Source organism: Paenibacillus canaveralius, assembly GCF_047238265.1.
Taxonomy (GTDB): domain Bacteria; phylum Bacillota; class Bacilli; order Paenibacillales; family NBRC-103111; genus Paenibacillus_F.
Genome location: NZ_JBDFMM010000001.1, coordinates 219,960 through 241,959 on the forward strand (window position 1 = coordinate 219,960; position 22,000 = coordinate 241,959).

The 22,000-nt window shown below is 54.5% G+C and carries 20 protein-coding genes and 2 pseudogenes; 21 read left to right on the plus strand and 1 reads right to left on the minus strand.

The window, feature by feature from the left end:
- The first annotated feature begins 161 nt into the window (after nt 1–161).
- From ispE to ABC395_RS01010, 6 genes are all read left to right on the plus strand, one after another.
- Nucleotides 162–1,016 carry a 4-(cytidine 5'-diphospho)-2-C-methyl-D-erythritol kinase gene (gene ispE / locus ABC395_RS00985; RefSeq protein ID WP_413000214.1) on the plus strand — a complete coding sequence of 285 codons (855 nt, stop codon included), beginning with the start codon at nt 162–164 and terminating at the stop codon, nt 1,014–1,016.
- Between the two features lie 171 nt (nt 1,017–1,187).
- Nucleotides 1,188–2,012 (plus strand): pur operon repressor, encoded by an 825-nt coding sequence (gene purR / locus ABC395_RS00990; RefSeq protein ID WP_413000215.1) that lies wholly within the window; start codon nt 1,188–1,190, stop codon nt 2,010–2,012.
- A 16-nt stretch (nt 2,013–2,028) separates the two neighbouring features.
- Entirely contained in the window at nt 2,029–2,415 is a 387-nt protein-coding gene (locus ABC395_RS00995) for a RidA family protein (protein WP_009671871.1), read from the plus strand.
- A gap of 114 nt (nt 2,416–2,529) precedes the next feature.
- Complete coding sequence (gene spoVG / locus ABC395_RS01000) at nt 2,530–2,814, plus strand: septation regulator SpoVG (RefSeq protein WP_009671859.1); 285 nt, start codon at nt 2,530–2,532, stop codon at nt 2,812–2,814.
- A 115-nt stretch (nt 2,815–2,929) separates the two neighbouring features.
- The gene (glmU, locus tag ABC395_RS01005; RefSeq protein ID WP_413006664.1) at nt 2,930–4,327 is read left to right on the plus strand and encodes a bifunctional UDP-N-acetylglucosamine diphosphorylase/glucosamine-1-phosphate N-acetyltransferase GlmU; all 1,398 of its coding nucleotides are present in this window, start codon (nt 2,930–2,932) and stop codon (nt 4,325–4,327) included.
- A gap of 81 nt (nt 4,328–4,408) precedes the next feature.
- Complete coding sequence (locus tag ABC395_RS01010; protein WP_413000216.1) at nt 4,409–5,038, plus strand: 50S ribosomal protein L25/general stress protein Ctc; 630 nt, start codon at nt 4,409–4,411, stop codon at nt 5,036–5,038.
- 117 nt (nt 5,039–5,155) lie between these two features.
- Here ABC395_RS01010 and ABC395_RS01015 read toward each other — a convergent pair whose 3' ends face one another.
- The gene (locus tag ABC395_RS01015; protein ID WP_413000217.1) at nt 5,156–5,356 is read right to left on the minus strand and encodes a hypothetical protein; all 201 of its coding nucleotides are present in this window, start codon (nt 5,354–5,356) and stop codon (nt 5,156–5,158) included.
- A 231-nt stretch (nt 5,357–5,587) separates the two neighbouring features.
- On the opposite strand from ABC395_RS01015, the gene pth reads away from it, so the two are divergent.
- From pth to spoIIE, 15 genes and pseudogenes are all read left to right on the plus strand, one after another.
- Nucleotides 5,588–6,157 (plus strand): aminoacyl-tRNA hydrolase, encoded by a 570-nt coding sequence (pth, locus tag ABC395_RS01020; RefSeq protein ID WP_413000218.1) that lies wholly within the window; start codon nt 5,588–5,590, stop codon nt 6,155–6,157.
- Nucleotides 6,158–6,375: 218 nt separating this feature from the next.
- Nucleotides 6,376–6,607: pseudogene (gene fin / locus ABC395_RS01025) on the plus strand (anti-sigma-F factor Fin).
- 128 nt (nt 6,608–6,735) lie between these two features.
- Nucleotides 6,736–10,257 (plus strand): transcription-repair coupling factor, encoded by a 3,522-nt coding sequence (gene mfd / locus ABC395_RS01030; RefSeq protein WP_413000219.1) that lies wholly within the window; start codon nt 6,736–6,738, stop codon nt 10,255–10,257.
- On the plus strand, nt 10,244–11,422 hold the full coding sequence (locus ABC395_RS01035) for a peptidylprolyl isomerase (RefSeq protein ID WP_413000220.1): 1,179 nt from the start codon (nt 10,244–10,246) through the stop codon (nt 11,420–11,422). Before mfd ends, ABC395_RS01035 begins: the two co-directional genes overlap by 14 nt.
- Nucleotides 11,423–11,653: 231 nt before the next feature.
- Nucleotides 11,654–12,196 carry a stage V sporulation protein T gene (gene spoVT / locus ABC395_RS01040; RefSeq protein WP_009671922.1) on the plus strand — a complete coding sequence of 181 codons (543 nt, stop codon included), beginning with the start codon at nt 11,654–11,656 and terminating at the stop codon, nt 12,194–12,196.
- A gap of 157 nt (nt 12,197–12,353) precedes the next feature.
- Complete coding sequence (gene spoVT, locus ABC395_RS01045) at nt 12,354–12,896, plus strand: stage V sporulation protein T (RefSeq protein ID WP_413000221.1); 543 nt, start codon at nt 12,354–12,356, stop codon at nt 12,894–12,896.
- A gap of 46 nt (nt 12,897–12,942) precedes the next feature.
- Nucleotides 12,943–14,748 carry a polysaccharide biosynthesis protein gene (locus ABC395_RS01050; protein WP_413000222.1) on the plus strand — a complete coding sequence of 602 codons (1,806 nt, stop codon included), beginning with the start codon at nt 12,943–12,945 and terminating at the stop codon, nt 14,746–14,748.
- Nucleotides 14,749–14,872: 124 nt separating this feature from the next.
- Entirely contained in the window at nt 14,873–16,381 is a 1,509-nt protein-coding gene (gene yabN / locus ABC395_RS01055) for a bifunctional methyltransferase/pyrophosphohydrolase YabN (RefSeq protein ID WP_413000223.1), read from the plus strand.
- Between the two features lie 87 nt (nt 16,382–16,468).
- Nucleotides 16,469–16,742 (plus strand): annotated as a pseudogene (locus ABC395_RS01060) (HU family DNA-binding protein).
- A complete protein-coding gene (locus ABC395_RS01065) occupies nt 16,742–17,002 on the plus strand; it encodes an RNA-binding S4 domain-containing protein (RefSeq protein WP_387544093.1) in 261 nt (86 codons plus the stop codon). The pseudogene ABC395_RS01060 and the gene ABC395_RS01065 overlap by 1 nt, the downstream one beginning before the upstream one ends.
- Before the next feature lie 130 nt (nt 17,003–17,132).
- Nucleotides 17,133–17,414 carry a sporulation protein YabP gene (gene yabP, locus ABC395_RS01070; protein ID WP_009671862.1) on the plus strand — a complete coding sequence of 94 codons (282 nt, stop codon included), beginning with the start codon at nt 17,133–17,135 and terminating at the stop codon, nt 17,412–17,414.
- Entirely contained in the window at nt 17,411–17,992 is a 582-nt protein-coding gene (gene yabQ, locus ABC395_RS01075) for a spore cortex biosynthesis protein YabQ (protein WP_413000224.1), read from the plus strand. Before yabP ends, yabQ begins: the two co-directional genes overlap by 4 nt.
- Nucleotides 17,993–18,047: 55 nt before the next feature.
- Nucleotides 18,048–18,389, plus strand: a complete 342-nt coding sequence (locus tag ABC395_RS01080; RefSeq protein WP_413000225.1) for an FtsB family cell division protein — start codon at nt 18,048–18,050, stop codon at nt 18,387–18,389.
- A 106-nt stretch (nt 18,390–18,495) separates the two neighbouring features.
- Nucleotides 18,496–18,978, plus strand: coding sequence for a S1 domain-containing RNA-binding protein (locus tag ABC395_RS01085; protein ID WP_016424266.1), 483 nt, complete (start codon nt 18,496–18,498; stop codon nt 18,976–18,978).
- Between the two features lie 330 nt (nt 18,979–19,308).
- The gene (gene spoIIE, locus ABC395_RS01090; RefSeq protein ID WP_413000226.1) at nt 19,309–21,801 is read left to right on the plus strand and encodes a stage II sporulation protein E; all 2,493 of its coding nucleotides are present in this window, start codon (nt 19,309–19,311) and stop codon (nt 21,799–21,801) included.
- The last annotated feature ends 199 nt before the right edge of the window (nt 21,802–22,000 follow it).

Consider the following 22,000-nt stretch of genomic DNA (forward strand, 5'->3'; position numbering starts at 1 on the left):
TGTTTAATGTGGGATACAATTGTTAATAAATAAGTGAACAAATGGGAAATGCCCGGCCCGCCTGTATTTGACCTGTGCCGGAAGCTTTAGCTTTTCTTAGAGGCATTTGCTATAATATGTGAAGCTATTATCGGCAAAGCGCCCAAAAGAAGGTGACCGTTGTGAAAATATACGAAAGAGCTTCGGCCAAAATCAACCTGTCCCTGGACGTGTTACGGAAACGGGAAGACGGCTACCACGAAGTGGAAATGGTTATGACGATGGTCGACCTGGCCGACCGAATCGAAATGCAGGAACTTCCTCGGGATACGATCATCATTTCGAGTCAGGCCGGCTACATCCCGCTTGATGAGAAGAACCTCGCCTTCCAGGCCGCGAGGCTCATAAAAGATCGGTATGACGTCCGCAAGGGCGTCTATATACATTTGGACAAAAAAATTCCGGTGGCCGCCGGGCTCGCCGGAGGAAGCAGTGACGCGGCGGCTACGCTGCGCGGGCTGAACCGTCTGTGGGGACTCGGCATCCCCACGGAGGAACTGCAGAAGCTGGGCGGCGAGCTGGGCTCGGACGTACCCTTCTGCGTGACGGGGGGGACCGCGCTGGCAACAGGCCGCGGAGAGATCTTGCACCCGGTGGACAACCCTCTTCAGTGCTGGGTTATTCTCGCCAAACCGCCCATCAACGTGTCGACCTCCGAGGTTTACGGGAAACTGAATGCCGCGGGTATCAACCATCATCCTGACACCAGGCAGGTTTTGGAGGCCATCCGGCATAAACGTTTCGACGAGCTGTGCGAAAGCCTTGGCAACGTGCTCGAAGAGGTGACACTCCAGCTTTATCCTCAAGTCCGGCAGATGAAAGAAGTGATGATGAGGCTCGGAGCTGACGGCGTGCTCATGTCCGGAAGCGGCCCGACCGTGTTCGGGCTCGTCTCGAAGGAAGCCAAAGTGGCCCGGATCTATAACGGGCTGAGAGGATTCTGCAAGGACGTATACGCTGTACGGATGCTTCCGTAAGGCAGCGGGCATTCGAGATCCGCTGCGATAGCTCCCGGTGAGGAGCTTTTTTTCTGTCCCGACGGGGACGGTCGTGTCCCGAATGTGATGTTTTCCTTGTATAGGTTGTACAAAGACGGACAAAAATGGTATATTCTCTTTATAATATTCGGTTTTTATTAGGGGTGCGTCATGAAAAAATTGAAGCGAAGCGCTCGGTTGGTTGAGATGACGCAGTATTTGTTGTTTCGGCCGCATACGCTCATACCGCTGACTACATTCGCGGAACGTTACAGTTCGGCCAAATCTTCGATCAGTGAAGATCTGGCGATTATTAAAGAGGTATTCGAGGACGAAGGACTCGGAGAACTCCATACACTTGCCGGTGCTGCCGGAGGCGTGAAATTCATTCCGAAGGTTGCCAAGGAAGCGTCGCTTTCATTCGTGCAGGATTTGTGCAATCAGTTTGAGCAGCCGGAACGCGTGCTGCCGGGCGGATTTTTGTATATGGCCGATATTATGGGGCGGCCTCAAGTATTGAACGAAATCGGCAAAACGTTCGCTACCGCTTTCGCGGGCAGAGAACTGGACGTCGTGATGACGGTAGAGACCAAAGGCATTCCGCTTGCTTACGCGACGGCTTCCTTTATGAACCTGCCCGTCGTGACGGTTCGCCGCGACAGCAACGCCACGGAAGGGTCCGCCGTAAGCATCAATTATGTTTCGGGATCCAGCAAACGCATACAAACCATGTCCCTGGCCAGACGGACGCTCCAGGAAGGAGCGCGGGTCTTGATCATAGACGATTTCAAAAGAGCGGGCGGCACCATTCAGGGAATGGTGGACCTGCTGGGCGAATTCAAAGCGACGGTCGGCGGTGTCGGCGTGTTCATCGAATCGAACGAGGTCGAGGAAGAGCTGGTGAAGGATTACATCTCTCTGGCCAAGCTGACCGGCGTCGATTCCAAAACGAAACAAGTAACCGTCGTTCCTGGAAATTATTTCGATTCCGAATAAAGGAGAGTTTAAAGTTATGCGTATCCTTTCAACGAATGAAGCACCGGCCGCTATCGGCCCGTATTCCCAGGCGGTACAGGTGGGCAATCTCGTTTTCACATCGGGGCAAATTCCGTTAAATGCCGAAGGCCAGCTCGTGGAGGGCGGCGTTACGGAGCAGACGCATCAGGTGTTCCGGAACCTTCAAGCGGTACTTAAAGAAGCGGGGGCGACTCTCCAGAACGTGGTCAAAGCGACCGTCTTTATTAAAGATATGAACCAGTTCGGAGCCATTAACGAAGTGTACGCTTCCTACTTCGGCGAACATAAGCCGGCGCGCTCTACCGTAGAAGTGGCAAGGCTTCCGAAAGATGTGCTTGTCGAAATCGAACTGATTGCGGCGATAGCTGTCGAAAACGTTTAAGAGCACATTTAATTTCAGGAAAATCTAAATTTTTCCTCTTTATCCAGAAGGAATTTGCACGAAAATGTGGAAGTATACACCAAGTCCTGCGAATGGAAAAAGGTGGTGAACACAGTGCAAATTACAGATGTCAGACTTCGCCGGGTGAATTCCGAAGGAAGAATGAAGGCGATTGCTTCCATTACGATCGATAACGAATTCGTCGTACACGATATTCGCGTCATTGACGGCAATAATGGAATGTTTGTTGCAATGCCTAGCAAACGGACTCCGGACGGGGAGTTCCGTGATATTGCCCATCCGATTTCATCCACAACCCGCGAGAAGATTCAAGCGGCGGTTTTGTCTGAGTACGACCGTGCGGCTGCGGAAGAGGAAGTTATTGAAGAAGGCGCATAATCAACGCCGGTTTTGGCAGAAGGAGTCCTGTTCCTGCAGGGCTCTCTTTTCTTTTTCCGGCAGATAAGATATAGTCATGGGTGAAACCCAGAGGAGAAGAAGGAGTGGATTGAAGTTGAAGCTGATGGCGATTGTACTGGCCGCAGGACAAGGGAAACGAATGAAATCCAAGCTGTACAAAGTGCTGCATTCCGTCTGCGGAAAACCGATGGTGGAACACGTACTCGATACACTTGAACATATACAAACGGAGAAAACGATCGTAATTGTAGGCCATGGGGCCGAAGCCGTTAAAGGCTATTTGGGAGACAGGGCGGAGTATGCTTTACAAGCTCAGCAGCTCGGTACGGGACATGCCGTCCTTATGGCGAAGGACGTTATCGGAGCGGAAGACGGCGTGACCTTCGTCGTATGCGGAGATACGCCGCTCGTCCGTCCGGAGACGCTGGAGAAAATGCTCCAGCTGCATAAGGAGAAAGGCGCTGCGGGTACTATTCTGACGGCGGAAATGACGGATGCCACGGGCTACGGGCGCATCATCCGGGGCGAAGGCGGCCGGGTGGACCGGATCGTCGAACAGAAGGACTGCAGCCCGGAAGAAGCGGCTGTGCGCGAGATCAATACGGGCACCTACTGCTTCGATAACCGCAAGCTGTTCGAAGCGCTGGAGAACGTGAAGAACGAGAACGCCCAGGGCGAGTATTATTTGACGGACGTCGTCGGGATTCTGAAAAATGCGGGCGAGATCGTCGAAGCGTACTGCACGCCGGACGAGGCGGAAGCGATCGGGGTTAACGACCGGATCGCCCTCTCGGAAGCGGAAATGCTGATGCGTCAGCGCATCAACCGCGGCCACATGGTGGGCGGGGTAACGTTCATCGATCCTTCTCAAACGTATATCGAGAAAGACGTCGTGATCGGGGCGGATACAATCCTGTATCCGGGAACTACGCTGCGCGGCAAAACCGTCATCGGATCGGAATGCGTGATCGGGCCGAATACCGAGATTTGCGACAGCACGCTGGGCGACGAAGTAACCGTCAAGCAATCGGTGCTTCAGGAGGCCAAAGTGGGCAGCCACGCCAATGTGGGACCGTTCGCTTATCTGCGTCCGGGAACGGATCTGGGCGATCACGTCAAAATCGGCGATTTCGTGGAAATCAAAAACGCCAAGCTGGGCGAGGGTTCGAAAGTGTCGCACCTTAGTTACGTGGGAGACGCCGTTATCGGCAAGAACGTCAATTTCGGCTGCGGCGCCATCACGGTCAATTACGACGGCTTCAACAAAAGCCTGACGGAAGTCGGCGACGATGCTTTTATCGGAAGCAACGTCAACCTGATCGCTCCCGTTAAAATCGGCGATGGAGCCTACGTGGTGGCGGGATCTACGATTACGCACAACGTGGAAGAGAACGACCTGGCGATCGCCCGTGAGCGTCAGACGAACAAAAAAGGCTATGCGGACCGCATTCGCAGCAAGATGAAGGCGAAGAAAGAAAACAAGCACTCCTGAACTTTTTTATAAATAATTGATTTAAACCTCCCCAAGATGGGTAATTTATCTTTAGCCATCTAAAAGGGAGGTTCTTTTTGTATGGGAGTAGCTCTTAAAGGAAATACCAGAACCAATGCCACCAAGTCGGAGGCGAAGCAGCTGCGCAGACAAGGCAAAGTGCCTGGCGTAGTTTACGGGAAAACCACGGACAGCCTGACGGTTGTTCTGGAGCGGAAGGAACTCGTGCCGCTGCTGAGAAGCCACCCGAATGCGGTGATTGATCTTAATATCGAAGGCGTGGGCAAGCGCCCCGTACTTATCAGTGGAGTTCAGAGAGACAGCCTGAGTCAGGATGTCATCCACATCGATTTCCATCAAATCAACATGAACGAGCCGGTTAAAGCCACGGTTGCCATCGAGATCGTGGGTGAAGCGGCGGGCGTGAAGGAAGGCGGCATTCTCCAGGTGGAGACGGCGCAGCTGGATGTCCGCTGTCTGCCTGACGATTTGCCGGACTCCGTTCAGGTAGATATCAGCAGCCTCGGAATCGGGGAGAATATCCTCGTATCCGATCTGAAGCTGCCTGAGAACGTAGAAGTGAAGACTGAAGCGCAAGACGTTGTAGTAACCGTGCTTCAGCCGCAGAAGGAAGTTGAAGAAACGACTGCGGACGAGCCGGCTGCCGAAGCCGAGCCTGCGGCCGAAGAAGCTGCGGAACCGAAAGAATAACCCGGTCTCCGGGCAAAAAGAAAGGCTGCTGCCGGCTTTCCGGCAGCAGTCTTTTTTATCTTTCACCGAGGGAACAGCGAAAATGGACAAGCTATGTAAGCGCTTGCCAAAACACGCCTAATAACCGGGTCTCGATACGAATGTGAACATCCCCCGGTTGTAAAACGTGTTGTTGATCTTGATGAAGTGGGAAGAATAGTGATAGACGAAGCCTATATCTTTGTGGGAGTTTAGATAGTATACTTGGACAGGAACCTCCGCTTCCAAATGATCTTGAAAATGATCGTCCTGGTAAAGCTGCTGGCCGTTGTCGTACATAAGATTCATCACCTGCTACCCGTATTTTTGTGAAGCGTAAATCATGCTGATTTGCGCCAATTTATGACTTTATCTTTGCGGCTGGGACCGGCAAATGAGCCGAGCGGCCGAAAATCCGCAGACCTATGCCCGGTCCGCGCAAAATACCACTATATAGTAGACAAGTTTCGGCAGGCAATCGTTACGGTATCTAGTTAAAAAAAGTAAAAAAATTTTGGGAGTGAGTGAAACGTGAAATGTTTTGTCGGTTTAGGCAATCCAGGGAAACAGTATGAGCATACACGGCATAATATCGGGTTCATGGCGATCGACCGTTTTGCCGAGAAATGGGGCGTCTCTTCGTTCCAGAACAAGTGCAAAGGCCATCTGGCCGAAGTGCGCGTGAACGGTACAAAGGCCTACTTGCTGAAACCTATGACCTATATGAATTTGTCGGGGGAATCGATCCGGGCTTTCATGGACTTTTATAAAGTCGATGTGTCGGATCTCGTCATTTTGTACGATGACATGGATACACCGTTCGGGAATATCCGATTGCGTTACCAAGGCAGCGCCGGAGGCCATAACGGGATCAAATCCGTCATCGCCCACACGGGCACCTCTACGTTCAACCGCATCCGCATGGGGATCAACCGTCCGAATCCGGGCTATCCGATTGTCGACTATGTCTTGTCGAATTTCAGTAAAACGGAGACGGGATCGCTCCCGGCCGTTCTGGACAAAACGTGCGAAGCGATGGAGCACTGTCTGAGCGAACCTTTCGAGAAAACGATGGCGGTTTTCAACGGAAGCGGAAATTAAGCCGGATGGCCCCGAAGCTTTAAACGGAGTGTGCCGTGTTATGAATAAGGGGAGTATCCCCCAGTGCTTGGCTTGCGGGATGTACTCCGGGCTATCGCTTACTCCAAGACACATTGTATGCCGGGCAGGCGCTCGCAAATTACTTCCTATGTGGGCTAGGATTTTAAAGTTCGGGTCATACTAAGGAGTAATCGAAACCTGCGAGGAGGCATACATTGATGTCAGTAAAATATATTTGCCGTCACTGCCAATCGTCTATCGGGGAAATCAGCCGGGATCAAGTGAGCGAATACCAGTCTCGGTTTCCATTTCTTGACCCCCGAAGAGCGGAGCGATATAATAGCGTATAACATGGACGGGGGCGTTACGGTCAAGGTGGTTTGCGATTACTGCAAGCAGGCACTGGACGCCAATCCGGAGCTTAACCTGATCGGCAGCCCGCTGCAGTGACCGAATCCGGCCGCTGCCTGCGCGCTGCTTAGGGCGTTTATCCCGTACTCCGGACATGTGCCAAAAATTGTGTCATGACAGCCTAGGCAAGCGCCGAGGCTTCTTTTTGTGAGAGGAGTGTACTTGATTTGCAAGCTTTAATACAAGCTTTTTCAGCGGACCGCGATTTTCAAAGTGTGATTTCGGGTATTCGTTCCGGTATGAAAGAGCAGTTGATCGCCGGATTAACCGGCTCCTCTCGTCAGGTGATGCTTGCCGCACTGATGCAGCAGCTCCAGCGTCCGCTTCTCATCGTTACGCATAATATGTTCTCCGCCCAGAAGATTTTCGAGGATTTAAGCGAATGTCTTCCGGAAGACGGGGTTCTCTTATATCCTGCACAAGAGCTGCTTGCCGCCGAAGCGGCTATTGCCAGTCCCGAAATGCTGGCGCAGCGGATCGATGTGCTGACGAAACTGGCCGGCGGATACCGGGGAGCGGTCATTGTGCCGTATGCCGGGTTCCGCCGTCTGCTTCCGACCAAAGAAACTTTCGAGGAAGCCCAGCTCACCGTGCGTTTGGGGGATACAATTGACCTGGAGGAATTTCTGACCCGCTTGACCGAACTCGGTTACGAGCGCGTGGAACGGGTGGAAGCAAAAGGGGAAATGAGCGTCCGCGGGGGAATCGTGGACTTATTTCCGCTGACTTCTTCCACTGCCGTCCGGATCGAACTGTTTGATGTGGATGTGGATTCGATCCGTACGTTCGACGTATCGGACCAGCGTTCCATCGACAAGTTGGATTCGTTCGTGATCCAGCCGTGCCGGGAGGTTCTCTTAAATAGAAAGCGTTTCCAAAGCGCGGCTCAGCATGCTTATGAACTTCTCCAGGCCCAGCTTGCCAAAATGACGGACCGTCAGGCCAAGGACAGGCTGCTGGAAGGAATCGGACATGACATTGAACTGCTCCGTGAGGGGAACACCTTCCAGGGGCTGTTCAAGTATGTCTCCCTGCTCTATCCGGAACGGCAGACCTTATCCGATTACATGCCCGAAGATACCGTGCTGCTCATAGACGAGCCGGCCAGGCTTGTGGAAACGTCCAAGCAGCTGGAGCGCGAGGAAGCGGAGTGGGTGACCAGCTCTCTTCAGGACGGGAAGGCCCTTCCGGCTCTCACGCTTTCGAAGCAGCTGGAGACCCTTATGCAGCGCCGGACCTATCCAACGCTTTATATGTCGCTTTTCCTGCGGCAAGTTCCGCAGACCCAGCCGCAGAATATCGTTAATTTCATGTCCCGGGTCATGCAAAATTTCCACGGGCAGATGAATCTTCTGAAAGCGGAAATGGAGCGGTGGAAAAAAACGGGGAGCCGCGTAATCATCCTGGCCAACGGCGAAGAGCGGATGGAGCGTGTCCGCCGTGTGCTCGGGGACTATCAAATCGAGGAACCCGAGATTATGAACGGCAACCTGCAGACCGGATTCGAGCTGCCGTCCATTCATCTCGTCGTGATAACGGAAGGCGAGATGTTTACGCAGAAGCAGCGCAAAGCGCGCAAAGTAGACAAGAAGATCGAGAATGCCGAGAGAATCAAAAGCTACCAGGAGCTTAAAGTCGGCGACTACGTCGTTCATGTTAATCACGGGATCGGGAAGTATGTCGGGATCGGCACTCTTGAGGTGGGCGGCATTCATAAAGATTATTTGCATATTGTCTATGCGGGCGGCGACAAGCTGTCCGTCCCGATCGACCAAATCGATCTCATTCAGAAATATGTCGGTTCCGAAGAAAAAGAGCCGAAAATATATAAGCTTGGCGGGGCCGACTGGAACCGGGTCAAGAACAAAGTGCGGACTTCCGTCAAGGATATCGCCGACGATCTCATCAAGCTGTACGCGGACCGTCAAGCGACAACGGGATACGGCTTCAGTTCCGATTCCGCCTACCAGCAGGAATTCGAAAGCATGTTTCCGTATGACGAAACGACGGATCAACTCCGGGCAATTGGGGAAATTAAGAAAGATATGGAAAAACCCCGTCCGATGGACCGGCTGCTTTGCGGCGATGTCGGCTACGGCAAGACGGAAGTGGCTATCCGCGCCGCCTTCAAAGCGGCAATCGACGGCAAGCAGGTAGCCGTGCTGGTGCCGACGACGATTTTGGCGCAGCAGCATTACGAAACGTTCCGCGAGCGGTTCTCGGGGTATCCGTTCAACATTCAGGTGCTGAGCCGCTTCCGTTCGAAGAAAGAGCAGAATGAAACGACCAAGGGCGTCAAAGCCGGCACCGTCGATATCGTAATCGGAACGCACCGTCTGCTGTCCCAGGATCTGAAGTTCAAAGATTTGGGATTGCTCATTGTCGATGAGGAGCAGCGTTTCGGCGTGTCGCACAAAGAGAAGCTGAAGCGGCTGAAAACGAATGTCGACGTGCTGACGCTGACCGCAACGCCGATCCCGCGCACGCTTCACATGTCGATGCTGGGCGTCCGCGACCTGTCTGTCATCGAGACGCCGCCGGAGAACCGCTTCCCGGTACAGACCTACGTGCTGGAATACAGCACGACGCTCGTACGGGAAGCGATTGAACGCGAGCTGGCGCGCGAAGGACAGGTGTATTTCCTGTTCAACCGCGTCCAGGGGATCAACCAGATGGCCGAGCAGATCTCCATGCTCGTGCCGGAGGCCCGCGTGACCGTGGCGCACGGGCAAATGTCGGAGCAGGAACTCGAGAAAACCATTCTCGACTTCCTGGACGGCGAGTTCGACGTGCTCGTAAGCACGAGCATCATCGAGACCGGCGTCGACATCCCGAACGTGAATACGCTGATCGTCCACGACGCCGACAAGATGGGCTTATCCCAGCTGTACCAGCTGCGGGGCCGGGTCGGCCGCTCCAACCGGATCGCCTACGCGTACTTTACGTATCAGCGGGACAAAGTGCTGAATGAAGTGGCGGAGAAGCGTCTCCAGGCAATCAAAGAATTTACAGAACTTGGTTCCGGGTTTAAAATTGCCATGAGGGACTTGTCCATCCGCGGAGCCGGCAATCTGCTCGGAGCCGAGCAGCACGGGTTTATCGCTTCCGTCGGATTCGACCTGTACTCTCAGATGCTGAGCGAAGAAATCGCCAAGCGCAAGCTGGAGCTGGACGGAGAGCAGGCGGAGCCGGAGAAGGAATGGATCACGCAGCTTGACCTTCATCTGGATGCGTACCTCCCGTCGGATTACATCTATGACAGCATGCAGAAGATCGAGATTTACAAGAAAGTGGCGAATATCCGCTCCTTCGCGGAAGCGGAAGACCTTGACGAGGAATTGGTGGACCGGTTCGGCGATCTACCGCCTGCCGTTTCCAATCTTTTGGCCGTAGCCAGATTAAAGGTGTATGGAGCCGAATATAAAATCGAATCCATCTCCCAGAAGGGCGACGATTATCAGATCAAGATTTCTCCCGATGAGACGGAAAGACTGGACGGACAGAAGCTGTTTACGATTTCGAACGGCTTCGACGGGCGTGTCAAGCTGATTGCCGGACCTCAGATTCATGTTCATATCCGCGGCAAAGGATTGTCCCCTGAGGACACAATCGCATTGGTGGAGCGTTTTCTGTTACAATACAGGGAAGCCTTGAAAACGAAGGGAGAATTGCAGAATGCAACACAATAAATCAGGTTGGGCCAAAAGCAAGTGGCTGCTGCTTGCCGTATTAGTCCTTGTTTTGGCCGTGGCCAGCGGATGCGGCAAAAAGGACGAAGGAAAAGCCGGCACGCCGGAAGAGGTTATCGCCACTTACAAAGACGGGGGCAAAGTGACCCGCGGAGAGTTTGACAAGCTGCTTTCCTTCAACCGTCTTCTGTATCCGGAATACGCTCAGTTCGAAACCGACCCGGCTTATCAGCAAAGCATGCTGGAGCAATATATCATGCTGAAGGTCCTTTCCGGACGTGCAAGCGATGACGTGAAGAAAGAAGCGGACAAGCAGGTAACCGAACAGGTTACGCAGCTGAAAACTTACCTGGGCGCACAGGAAGGCGGCCTGGAGAAGAAGCTGAAGGATGCTAAACTCGAAGAGAAGGACGTTGAGGATCTCATGAGACTCAGCGTGTATTCCACGAGCCACCTGGAGAAGCAAGTTACGGACGACGAAATCAAAGCCGAATACGAAAAAGCCAAAAAAGCGGACCCGAACGCCTACGATGTAGCGACTGTCCGTCACATCCTGATCGGTCTTAACGATCCGGCTACGAATAAAGAACTCCGCACGAAAGAAGAAGCTCTGAAGCGTGCGAAAGAAGTACAGCAGAAGCTCAAAAACGGCGGAGACTTCGATGCTCTTGCCAAAGAATACTCGGATGATCCGGGTTCGAAAGATAAAGGCGGCAAGTATGAGAACGCCAAGGTCAGCCAATGGGTGGCCGGCTTCAAAAAAGCGGCTATCGAACTGCCTCTGAACACGATCAGCGATCCGGTTGAGACCGACTACGGATACCACGTCATGAAAGTGGAATCCCGTAAAACCGAAACCGTCGAAGACGCCAAGAAAGACTTGGCCTCCAAACTGGCGCAAGTGAAAATGCAGGAGTTCGTGGAGAAAGAGCTTCCCGGCTTGATCGAAACGAACAAGCTCCCTAAGCCGACCCCGACTCCGGCCGCATCGGCCAATCCGAGCCCGGCACCTGGCGGCAGCACGGCACCGTCCGGCAGCACGGCGCCGGAAAGCACGCCGGCTCCGACAGGAAGCCCGGCTCCGCAGACGACGCCGAGCGCGGCGCCGACTGACGTGCCGGGAGCGACGCCTCCGGCCGCAAGCCCTTCGCCGGCGGCGAAGTAAGCCCTATCCGCGAAGCCCGCGGAACATTCTTGATACCACGAAAGCCATCTCGTCCGCCGGACGGGATGGCTTTTTATTTTGCGTGGATGGAAAGAGGGAAATGTATAAGAATATGGGGGCGGATGAATACTATGGTCAGAATCGAATCGCTACACCCTTCTCTTTTAAATACACGCAGATCGGCGTCCAGTCGTATCCAAAACTTCAAGTGAAAGTGGGGCAACAAGAGTCATGAAAGCAACTGGAATCGTTCGTCGCATTGATGACCTGGGCAGGGTTGTCATTCCGAAGGAAATACGGCGCACACTGCGCATCCGGGAAGGCGACCCGCTCGAGATATTCGTCGACCGCGACGGTGAAGTTATCTTGAAGAAATATTCCCCGATCGGCGAATTAGGGGATTTTGCCAAAGAATATGCCGAGTCTCTCTATGAGAGCACCAATCATATCACACTGATTACGGACCGGGATACGGTTATCGCCGTAGCGGGCGGTTCGAAGAAAGAGTATATGGACAAGCAGATCGGGCAGATCGTGGAGACCACCATGGAAAACCGTAAACCGACGATCGAGAGCGGTTCGGGTACATACGAAATCTCCAAAGACAATCCCGAAACTTACAGTTCTTTCGTCATCGCTCCGATTGTTGCGGGCGGAGATCCGATCGGTTCGGTTATTCTGATGAGCAAGGACGAAGAAGTCAAGATGGGCAACATGGAATCAAAAATGGTGGAGACTGCAGCCGGTTTTTTGGCGAAACAAATGGAGCAGTAACCGAAAGCTTCCCTTACTTGGAAACCAATTCCGGATGTAAGGGGGCTTTTTTTGTTTTATGAGGAAATTTATATATAATGGGAAGAGTCCTCTTTAATCCGTATTTTTCAAACATCCTAGTGTAAACCCCCAGAAGGAAAGCGAGGCTTTAAGCAGTATGAAAGCGACAGGTATAGTTAGACGCATAGACGATTTAGGACGGGTAGTCATTCCGAAAGAGATCCGGCGCACCATGCGCATCCGGGAAGGCGATCCCATGGAAATATTCGTGAACCCCGACGGCGAAGTCATTTTGCAGAAGTATTCACCGATCGGAGAACTTGGAGATTTTGCGCTGGAATACGCGGAATCGTTAAACGAGAGCACGGGGTACCAGGCCGTTATATCGGACCGGGAGACCTTCATCGCAGCGGCGGGCCGCGGGCGTAAAGAATATGACGGCAAACCGGTGGGCGAGCTTGTGGAGCGCGCCTTGAACGGGAGACAGACTCTGGTGGAAGAAGCGGCCGGAAGCTACGAGCTGGTTAAGGATGCGGCAGATGCTTACGGCTCATTCGTGATCGCACCGATCATTCATAACGGGGATGCCATCGGCGCGGTTCTGCTGGTCAGCAGGGAAAATGACGTGGTCATGGGAAAAACCGAGCGGATCATGGCCGAAACGGCAGCTTCCTTCTTGTCCAAGCAAATGGAAGTGTAGATACAAAGACAGACTTATTTAATTCATTATCGCAGGAGAGACGTCCATGTCCATGGAAAAGCGAATGCGGAAACAGCCCGTGACGGTCAAAAGCTCCCTGTTTCTTAAAGGCGCAGCGGTATTGGCCGCCGCGGCGGTATTCTCCAAACTGCTCGGTACCCTTCAAAAAATTCCGCTGCAGAATATAGCCGGAGACGGGGCTTTCGGCATCTACAATGCCGTTTATCCGCTGTACCTCCTGATTCTTTTCCTGGCGACGGCGGGTTTTCCGATCGCGGTCGCAAAATTCGTCGGGGACCGGGCGGCCGTACGGGATCATGAAGGGGCAAGACGGGTGGCTGCCGCTGCCGCTCTGCTTCTGACAGGCACCGGCGTGATTTGCTTTCTCCTGCTGTATGTTAGCGCGGATTCGCTTGCGGGCTGGATAGGCACCGCGGATGCGGCAGCGGCCATACGAAGCATTTCGTACGCGCTTCTGCTGGTTCCTGTCCTGTCGGTTCTCCGGGGTTATTTTCAGGGCTATCAGAATATGGTTCCCACCGCAGTATCGCAGGTAGTCGAGCAGACGGTTCGTGTGCTTACGATGGTTCTTCTTCTGCTGTATCTGACTAAACAAGGCGCGGGAGACGGCGATATCGCCGCCGGAGCCACATTCGGTTCCGTAACCGGGGGCGCGGGAGCCATGCTTCTGCTTCTGTTTTATTGGCAGAGAAGCAAAGAGAGAAGAGCCGGAAGCCGTCGGGCTGCTTCAAAGGCGGCGGAAATCCCGGGTCGTCCAGACTCCGGTGATGCCGCCCCGCATAGCGCTGCGAACAGCCTTGGACGATCGGCCGCCAACAAACCGGCCGCTCTAGAAGAGGCTGCCCATGCTGACGCTCCCGGCCCCGCGGAGGCCAAAGAGCCGTTCGGGCGGCTCATGGTCTCTATCGGCGCTTACGCTCTGCCGATCTGCCTCGGCTCCGTCATGACGCCGATTCTCAATCTCATCGACGCCTTCACCGTTCCCCGCCTGCTCATCGGCGGGGGAGCGGACCCGGCCGAAGCGATGCGCCAGTTCGGGCTGTACAACCACGGCCTGCCTTTGGTTCAGGCCGTGACGATGGTCGCGTCCTCGCTGACGGCCGTGCTGGTGCCGGCAATCGCCGCGGCTAAGGCGGCGGACCCCGCGCAGCTGCAAGTCCGTACGGAGCGGACCGTGCGGATGACGGGCCTGCTCGGTCTGGCCGCGGCCGCCGGCCTGGCCTCTCTCACCGTGCCGGTGAACGTGATGCTCTATCAGAGCGAAGAAGCGTCCGGCACGATGGCCCTGCTCGCGCTCACGGCGCTGTTCGGCACGCTCAACATCGTGCTTGCCGGAGTGCTGCAGGGCCTCGGCGCCGTGAACGCCCCCGCGCTGCACCTGCTTGCCGCAGCCGCCGTCAAGATCGGCGGCAGCCTGCTGCTCGTGCCGCGCTGGGGGATCGCCGGCGCAGCCGTGTCGGCAGTGCTCGCGTTCGCTGCGGCGTCCGCCCTGGGCCTCGCCGAGGTGCGGCGGCTGACCGGCGCACCGGAGCGGGGGCGCGCTTCCGCCCTGGGGGCGCTTGCCGCCGCGGCGCTCATGTGCGCCGCCCTTGGCGCGCTCCAGCTCGCGGGCGGGCCTCTGCTCGGCGCCGCCGCACCGGGCCTCGGCCCGCGCGGACAGGCCAGCGTATTGGCGCTGGCCGGGGTGGCGCTCGGCGCCGCCGTATACGCGCTCGCGCTGCTGCGCCTCGGCGCCGTGAACCGCGCGGAGCTGGAGCAGCTCCCCGCCGGCGGCAAGCTGGCTTCGGCGCTGACGAAGCTGCGCCTGCTTCCGCAGGGGGAGCGGCCCTAGAAGCGGGCCGCGAACGGCGCTCTCGCCCGCATCGTGATAGACCGCGCCGTTTCGGCGTAAAATAGCAGCGAAAACACCGGCTCCGCTGACGCGTGAACCGGAAAACGCATGGGAGGCAAGGACTATGACGCAAGGAATTACGGTTCTCGGACTCGGTTCCGGGGACGAAAACCAGCTCACGCTCGGCGTGCTGCGCCGGCTGCGGCAGGCTCCGAAGCTGATTCTCCGCACCGATCATCATCCGGTTGCCGCTTATCTCCGGGCGGAGGAAATCCGGTATGAAACTTTTGACGCGATATATGAAGCGAAGGACCGCTTTGACGATACGTATGAGGCGATAGCGGCCTCGCTGCTGGAGTCGGCACGTACACAGGCTGTCGTGTACGCCGTTCCCGGACATCCTATGGTGGCCGAATACACGGTACAGCTGCTGAGGGCTAAATGCCCGGACGCGGGCATTCCGCTGGAGATTGTGGGGGGAGAAAGCTTCCTCGATCAGGCGTTTCTCCGGTTCGGCTTCGACCCCATAGAAGGGATGCAGCTTCTGGATGCGACGGACCTGCGGCCCGGTATGCTGAACCCCCGCTTGCATACGGTGATCGGACAAGTGTACGATACATTTACGGCGTCTGATGTGAAGCTTACGCTGATGGAGCTTTACCCCGACGATTATACCGTCTATGCGGGGCACTCCCTTGGCGTGTCGGGTGAGGAATCGGTCGTCCGGGTTCCTCTCTACGAGCTTGACCGGATCGAGGGCTACGGCAATCTTTCTCTTGTATGGGTGCCGCGCAGCGACCGGGACGAGCTCCGCAACCGTACGCTGGAGCGGCTGCATGAGATTGTGGCGATTCTTCGAAGCCCTGAAGGCTGCCCATGGGACCGCGAACAGACGCATGCCAGCCTCCGCAAAAATCTCATCGAAGAAGCGTACGAGGTTCTGGAGACGATCGATGAGGACGATCCCGACCATATGTGCGAGGAGCTCGGCGACCTGCTGCTGCAGGTAATGCTCCATTCCCAGATGGAAGAGGAGACCGGCGCTTTTACCGTCTATGACGTAATCGCGGGGCTCAACGAGAAGCTGATCCGGCGTCATCCCCACGTGTTCGGCACGGAAGGTGCGGAGAATGCGGAGGAGGCTCTGGCCAACTGGCAGCAGATGAAGGACGAGGAGAAACGCCGCAAAGGGATTGATCCGTCGAAGCAGTCGGCCCTGGCGGGCGTGCCCAAAGATTTGCCTGCCTTGATGAAAGCCTTGAAGCTGCAGAAAAAAGCCGCGGGCGTCGGTTTCGACTGGTCCGAAGTCGGAGAAGTGATCGGCAAAATCACCGAGGAACTGGGTGAAGTGCAGGAAACTATGGAAAGCGGAGCGGCGGCGGAACGACTGGACGAACTCGGAGATCTTCTTTTTGCCGTCGTCAATCTGTCGCGTTTCCTCAAAATCGATCCGGAAGAGGCGCTGGCTTCGACCAACCGCAAATTCGTACGCCGTTTCCAGTACATTGAAGAGCGTCTGGAAGCCCGGGGAAAATCCCTGGCAGAGGCGGATTTGCCAGAGATGGAAGAATTGTGGCAGGAAGCAAAAAAACTTCAATCCACGCAGGGTTTTCAGCAGGATTTTCCAAGCTGAGCAAGAATACTTAGTTTCGGAAGCGGCTTTTCTGTGAGATTCAAAACCAGCTACATATTGTCATTCACTTTAGGAGGTATTCGAATCATGAACAAAACAGATCTGATCAACAACATTTCCACAAAGAGCGGACTCACCAAGAAAGACGTGGAAACCGTCCTTAACTCTTTCCTCGGTGAAATTACGGACGCCCTGTCCACAGGAGATAAAGTTCAGACTGATCGGCTTCGGTACATTCGAAACCCGCAAACGTTCCGGACGTACGGGCCGCAACCCGCAAACCGGTCAAGAAATTTCTATTCCGGAATCGAATGTTCCTGCTTTCAAAGCGGGCAACAAGCTTAAAGAAGCCGTAAAATAATGAGACTCGACAAGTTTTTAAAAGTATCCCGGCTGATCAAACGCCGTACGGTGGCCAAAGACGTTTCCGATCAGGGACGTGTCTGGGTCAACGGGCGGGATGCGAAACCGAGCTCGACGGTGAAGGTGGGCGATGAGCTTACCATTCAATTCGGGCAGAAGAAAGTGACCGTTCGCGTGGAACAGCTGACGGAGTCGACTCGTAAAGAGGACGCGGCTCACATGTACACGCTTCTGCGGGAAGAAGCGAATAACGGATAACCAAGAGGCTGAAAGGCGGCTTACGCCGACTAGGCCTCTTTTTTACATGCTTCCGGATCATTCCGGGTGTTCTAAAAACGGACATCCCCCCATATCGTAGTGGTAGGAAAAGCTGTAGGGGGGACTCGCCATGATGGAGGCCGGAAAGACCAAACGGCAGGAAGTGAAAATGCTCAACCGCAAGCTGCTCGAGATCTCCGGTGTGAAGAATGTGGAGAGCTTTGACAGCGAGGAATTTTTGCTGGAGACGGACTGCGGGTTTCTGCTTATTAAGGGACAGAATCTGCATATCAAGAATTTGAGTCTGGAGCAGGGTCTGGTGGCGATAGAAGGATACGTCAACGCCCTGTCTTACGTGGACGCGAATTCCCCGGAGAAAAACAAAGGGTTTCTGGGTAAGCTGTTCAAGTGACACTGAACGTCCAGTTTTTGACCTTGTGGTTAATGTTCGTCAGCGGGATGGGGCTGGGGATGCTCTACGACGCCTTCCGGGTGGTGTTCGTGCAGCTGCGGCTGCCGCGCTGGACTTTCCCGCTTGCGGATGTGGTTTACTGGATGACGGCGATCGTCTGCGTGTTCGGGACGCTCGTGCACAGCAATCAGGGACAAGTCCGGTTTTTCGTCTTTGTCGGCTTGATTATCGGCCTGCTTGTTTACATGATGACGATGAGCCGCACTGTCCGTAAGCTTATTGCGGTCCTGATCCGGGCCGTTAAGTGGCTCCTCGGGTTCCTCAGGCGAATGTTTACGCTGCTCTTTATCAAGCCTGCGATCGGGTTATACAAGCTGGCCTGGGTGCTGCTGGGCTTTTTGACGGCGCTGGCTATGTTCCTGTTCCGAGTTGTGGTACAATTGGTTTACCCTTTGTGGAAATTGCTGCTCTGGTTGACACGTCCCCTGTACAAGCATTTACGGGTACCTGCCCGAGTGCTCCGGTGGATACAATTTTTGAAGCACCTGTTTCAGAAGTGGTTTCGCAAGGGTAAGTAACCGGGTATGGGTCGGTTTTCCTATGGCCCTGCACGATCGGGAGGCTCAGAGATTAATGCCTGTTTCACCCAAATCAACGCAGACGCAACCTAAATCGAATAGCAAAGGCACGCGCCGCAGATTCCGTATTGCCGCCGTCATTCTGCTCGGTTTCTTGACGTGGGCGGGATTCACATTCTGGGGACAGCATGGCAAGATCAGCGAGAAGCGTGCAGAAATGCAGCAGATCAAACAGCAGTTAACCGGCGAACAGAAGCGTAAAGCGGACCTTCAGCAGGAAATTGCCCGTTTGCACGACCCTGAGTATTTGGAGCAAGTTATCCGCAGCGAGTTGAATTACGCCCGTGAAGGAGAAACACGTTTTTTTATTCCGACGTCCAAATCACAAAATCCGTAAAACCGGATTATTTGGGCTTTTCTCCATGTTGACCGTGTATTCAGCAATGGGGTATAATCGGCATAGCCATTCTTTTGAACAATCTAAGGGAGGAACATTGTATTTTATGGCAATAGAAGTGGGCAGCAAATTAGAAGGAAGAGTGACCGGGATCACTCACTTTGGGGCATTTGTCGAGCTTGAACAAGGTGTCACCGGATTGGTGCATATCTCGGAGATTGCCGACAACTACGTAAAGGATGTCAACGACCATCTCAAGCTGGAAGACAAGGTTCTGGTCAAGGTCATCAACGTGGACAAGGACGGGAAAATCGGCTTATCCATCAAGCAGACGATTGAAAAGCCCGCTGAACCTGCTCGCCCTGAAAGACAAGGCAATGGCAAGTTCGACTCCCCTCGTTCCGGAGATCGTGGCGGATTCGGTAACCGCGGAGATCGCGGCGGTCGCGGTGGCGGCTTCCGTAACGCCCCCGGCAAATTGTCTTTCGAAGACAAGATGAACCGTTTCCTCAAGGACAGTGAAGAACGCATTTCTTCGCTGAAGAAGCAAGACTCCAAGCGTGGTGGACGTGGCGGACGCCGCGACTAATTGTTCCTCGCTCTACTATTTACACAAATCTACAACCACATTCCGTTTCGGCGGATGTGGTTTTTTTGCGTCGATTAACATGCGGTTATTCGGGGAATCGACATGAGCTTACCGCATACGCATCCCTTTTACGGGCAAAAAGCTGGCCCCGCTTCGGAACGGCTGTTCGGAAGGGAGGTGAGAAGCGCCCATGGGGTAGGGGTTAGCGCGACCTGACAGGCCCCCCTTTTTTGTCGGAAATTTCTTAAACCCTAGTAACTCATTATGACAAAATTTATGATAGAGGCCGCCTATAATAAACACCACTAAGAGAAATGGTGGTGTCTGAACATGGAAAAACGAAATGGTGCACTTTCCATCGGTCTGCAGTGGGCAGGCGCGGTGCAGCGGACGAAATCGGCAGCTCAGGGCAGAGTGGCGGAAAACAGACTGATTCAATCGTTTGTAGCCAAGAAATGGTCTATCCTGCTCTTGCTGATGGCCTTTCTGCTGGGGAGAGCCATGATCCTTGAGGAGCTTGCTCCGTTTTCGATAGCTTTCTTTGCCGTGATGTATTTCCAGCGCCGTGATTTGCTCTTATGGACAGGCGTTTTTCTTTTCGCCGGAAGCTTGCTTGCCGTACAGCCCCAGAGCGGGTTTATCCTGACGGAAATGATCGTGTTCCTTCTCATCCAGAAAGGACTGGAGAAATACGAGCGCTCGGATATCTCTCTGGCACCGGTACTCGTCTTTATCACGACACTGCTCGTGCAGATGTTCGCTCACCTGGTCAGCTCGGATCTATCCTGGTACTCCTTAACGATGACGGGAGTGGAATCGGTGCTGAGTCTGGTGCTTACGCTTATATTTGTACAAGCCGTCCCCGTCTTCACCCTGACCCGCAAAAACTATCAGCTCAAGCATGAGGAGATCATTTGTCTGATCATTCTGCTGGCGTCCATGATGACCGGCACGGTGGGCTGGACGATCGGACCGGTTACGGTTGAGCACGTTGTCTCCCGTTACCTGATTCTATTATTCGCCCTGGTGGGCGGAGCGCCGTTCGGAGCCTCGGTCGGTGTGGTGACGGGACTTATTTTAAGCCTCGCCAATACAAATGCGATTTATCAGATGAGTCTGCTGGCCTTTTCGGGCATGCTGGCCGGTTTGCTCAAGGAAGGGAAAAGGATGGCCGTAGCGTTCGGCATGCTTCTCGGTTCCTCTATCCTCTCCATCTATATCGGGACGCAGGGGGAAGTCATGAACTCCACCTGGGAATCCGTTGCGGCGGTGGCGCTTTTCCTGCTCACACCCAAGAGTGTTCTGCAGACGCTGGCCAAATACGTGCCGGGCACCCAGGAAAACCTCAAATCCCAGCAGGATTACGCCAAACGCGTCAGGGATATCACGGCCGGCAGAGTCGAGCAGTTTTCGCAGGTGTTTATGCAGCTGGCCCGAAGCTTCAAGCAGCTTACGGTCGAGAGTCAGCCGGTTCCGAAAGAAGAGGAGATCAGCCATTTCATGGAGGCGGTGTCCTGCCAGACCTGCCAGATGTGCCCGAAGCGGGTACGGTGCTGGGATCAGCGTTTTTATCAGACCTATCAGTTTATGACGAGCATGATGACGGAAATCGAGCTTAACCCGAATTTTTCGCGGAAGCAGATTCCGATAGACTGGAAGCAGGCCTGTACAAAGCCGGATCAGGTGCTGGAGGTTATGAAGAACCAGTATGCGAAATATCAGAATGATAGGCACTGGAAAAAGCAGATTTCGGACAGCCGTCAAATTGTGGCGGATCAATTGAGCGGAGTGTCCCAGGTCATGGAGGATTTGGCGAAGGAGATCAAGCGGGAGGGCCAGGAGCTGTTTCTGCAGGAGGAGCAGATTCGTCAGGCTCTGGAGGATCTCGGACTGTCCATACACAGTATTGACGTTATTTCACTGGACGAAGGTAACGTGGAGATCGAAATTATCCACCAGTATACAAAAGGCTTCGATGAATGCCGCAAAATCATAGCGCCTCTGTTAAGTGAAATTCTCGGAGAACATATTGCGGTGAAAAATGAGGAAATGCTCCCGAGGGGAGAAGGCTACAGCACGGTACTGTTCGGCTCGGCCAAAGAATTCGAAGTGGAGACGGGAATCGCGGGAGCGGCCAAAGGCGGGGAGCTGCTTTCGGGGGACAGCTTCTCCGTGGCGGAGCTCGGCAACGGCAAATTCGTCGTGGCGCTGAGCGACGGGATGGGCAACGGCGAGAGGGCCAGGGCGGAAAGCTCGGCTGCGCTGACTATCCTGCAGCAGCTTCTTCAATCGGGCATGGACGAGAAAATTGCGATCAAATCGGTCAACTCCGTTCTGCTGCTTCGTTCTTCCGACGAAGTGTACGCCACCGTGGATATGGCCCTGATCGATCTGTACAGTGCGGAGACGACGTTTATGAAAATCGGCTCTACACCGAGCTTCATTAAAAGAGGCAGCGAGGTCATTCCGGTGATGGCCAACAATCTGCCGGTCGGAATTCTGCAGGACATCGAAGTTGACCTGCTCTCGCGTTCCCTTCAGCACGGCGATCTGCTGATCATGATGACCGACGGCATTTATGACGCACCGGGACACGCGGTCAACAAGGAAATGTGGATGAAGCGGGTAATTCAGGAAATCGACACGGATATTCCCCAGGACTTCGCCGACAGTCTGCTTGAACGCGTTATGCGCTGTCATCACGGGGAAGTTATCGACGATATGACCGTAGTCGCGGCGCGTGTCGAAAAGCATCAGCCGGAATGGGCGACATTCCGCTGGCCCGGCGTCAACCGGATCGAGCGGCCGAAGGTGGTGAGCTGAGAACGGGAGCGGTAACGTTTTGACCTGAATTTTATGCATAGAAAGGAGGCCGAATGCTGAATTTTTCGGATGTGCTGACATGCAGCGGAGTATCCTAGCGGGTGCCTCGCTGCTTTTTCTTGAAAAAGTTCCGCGCTAACCCCCATCAGCGTCAGGCGGTCATGGGGCCCAGCCGGCTTATGGTTGTCCACCGTCATGT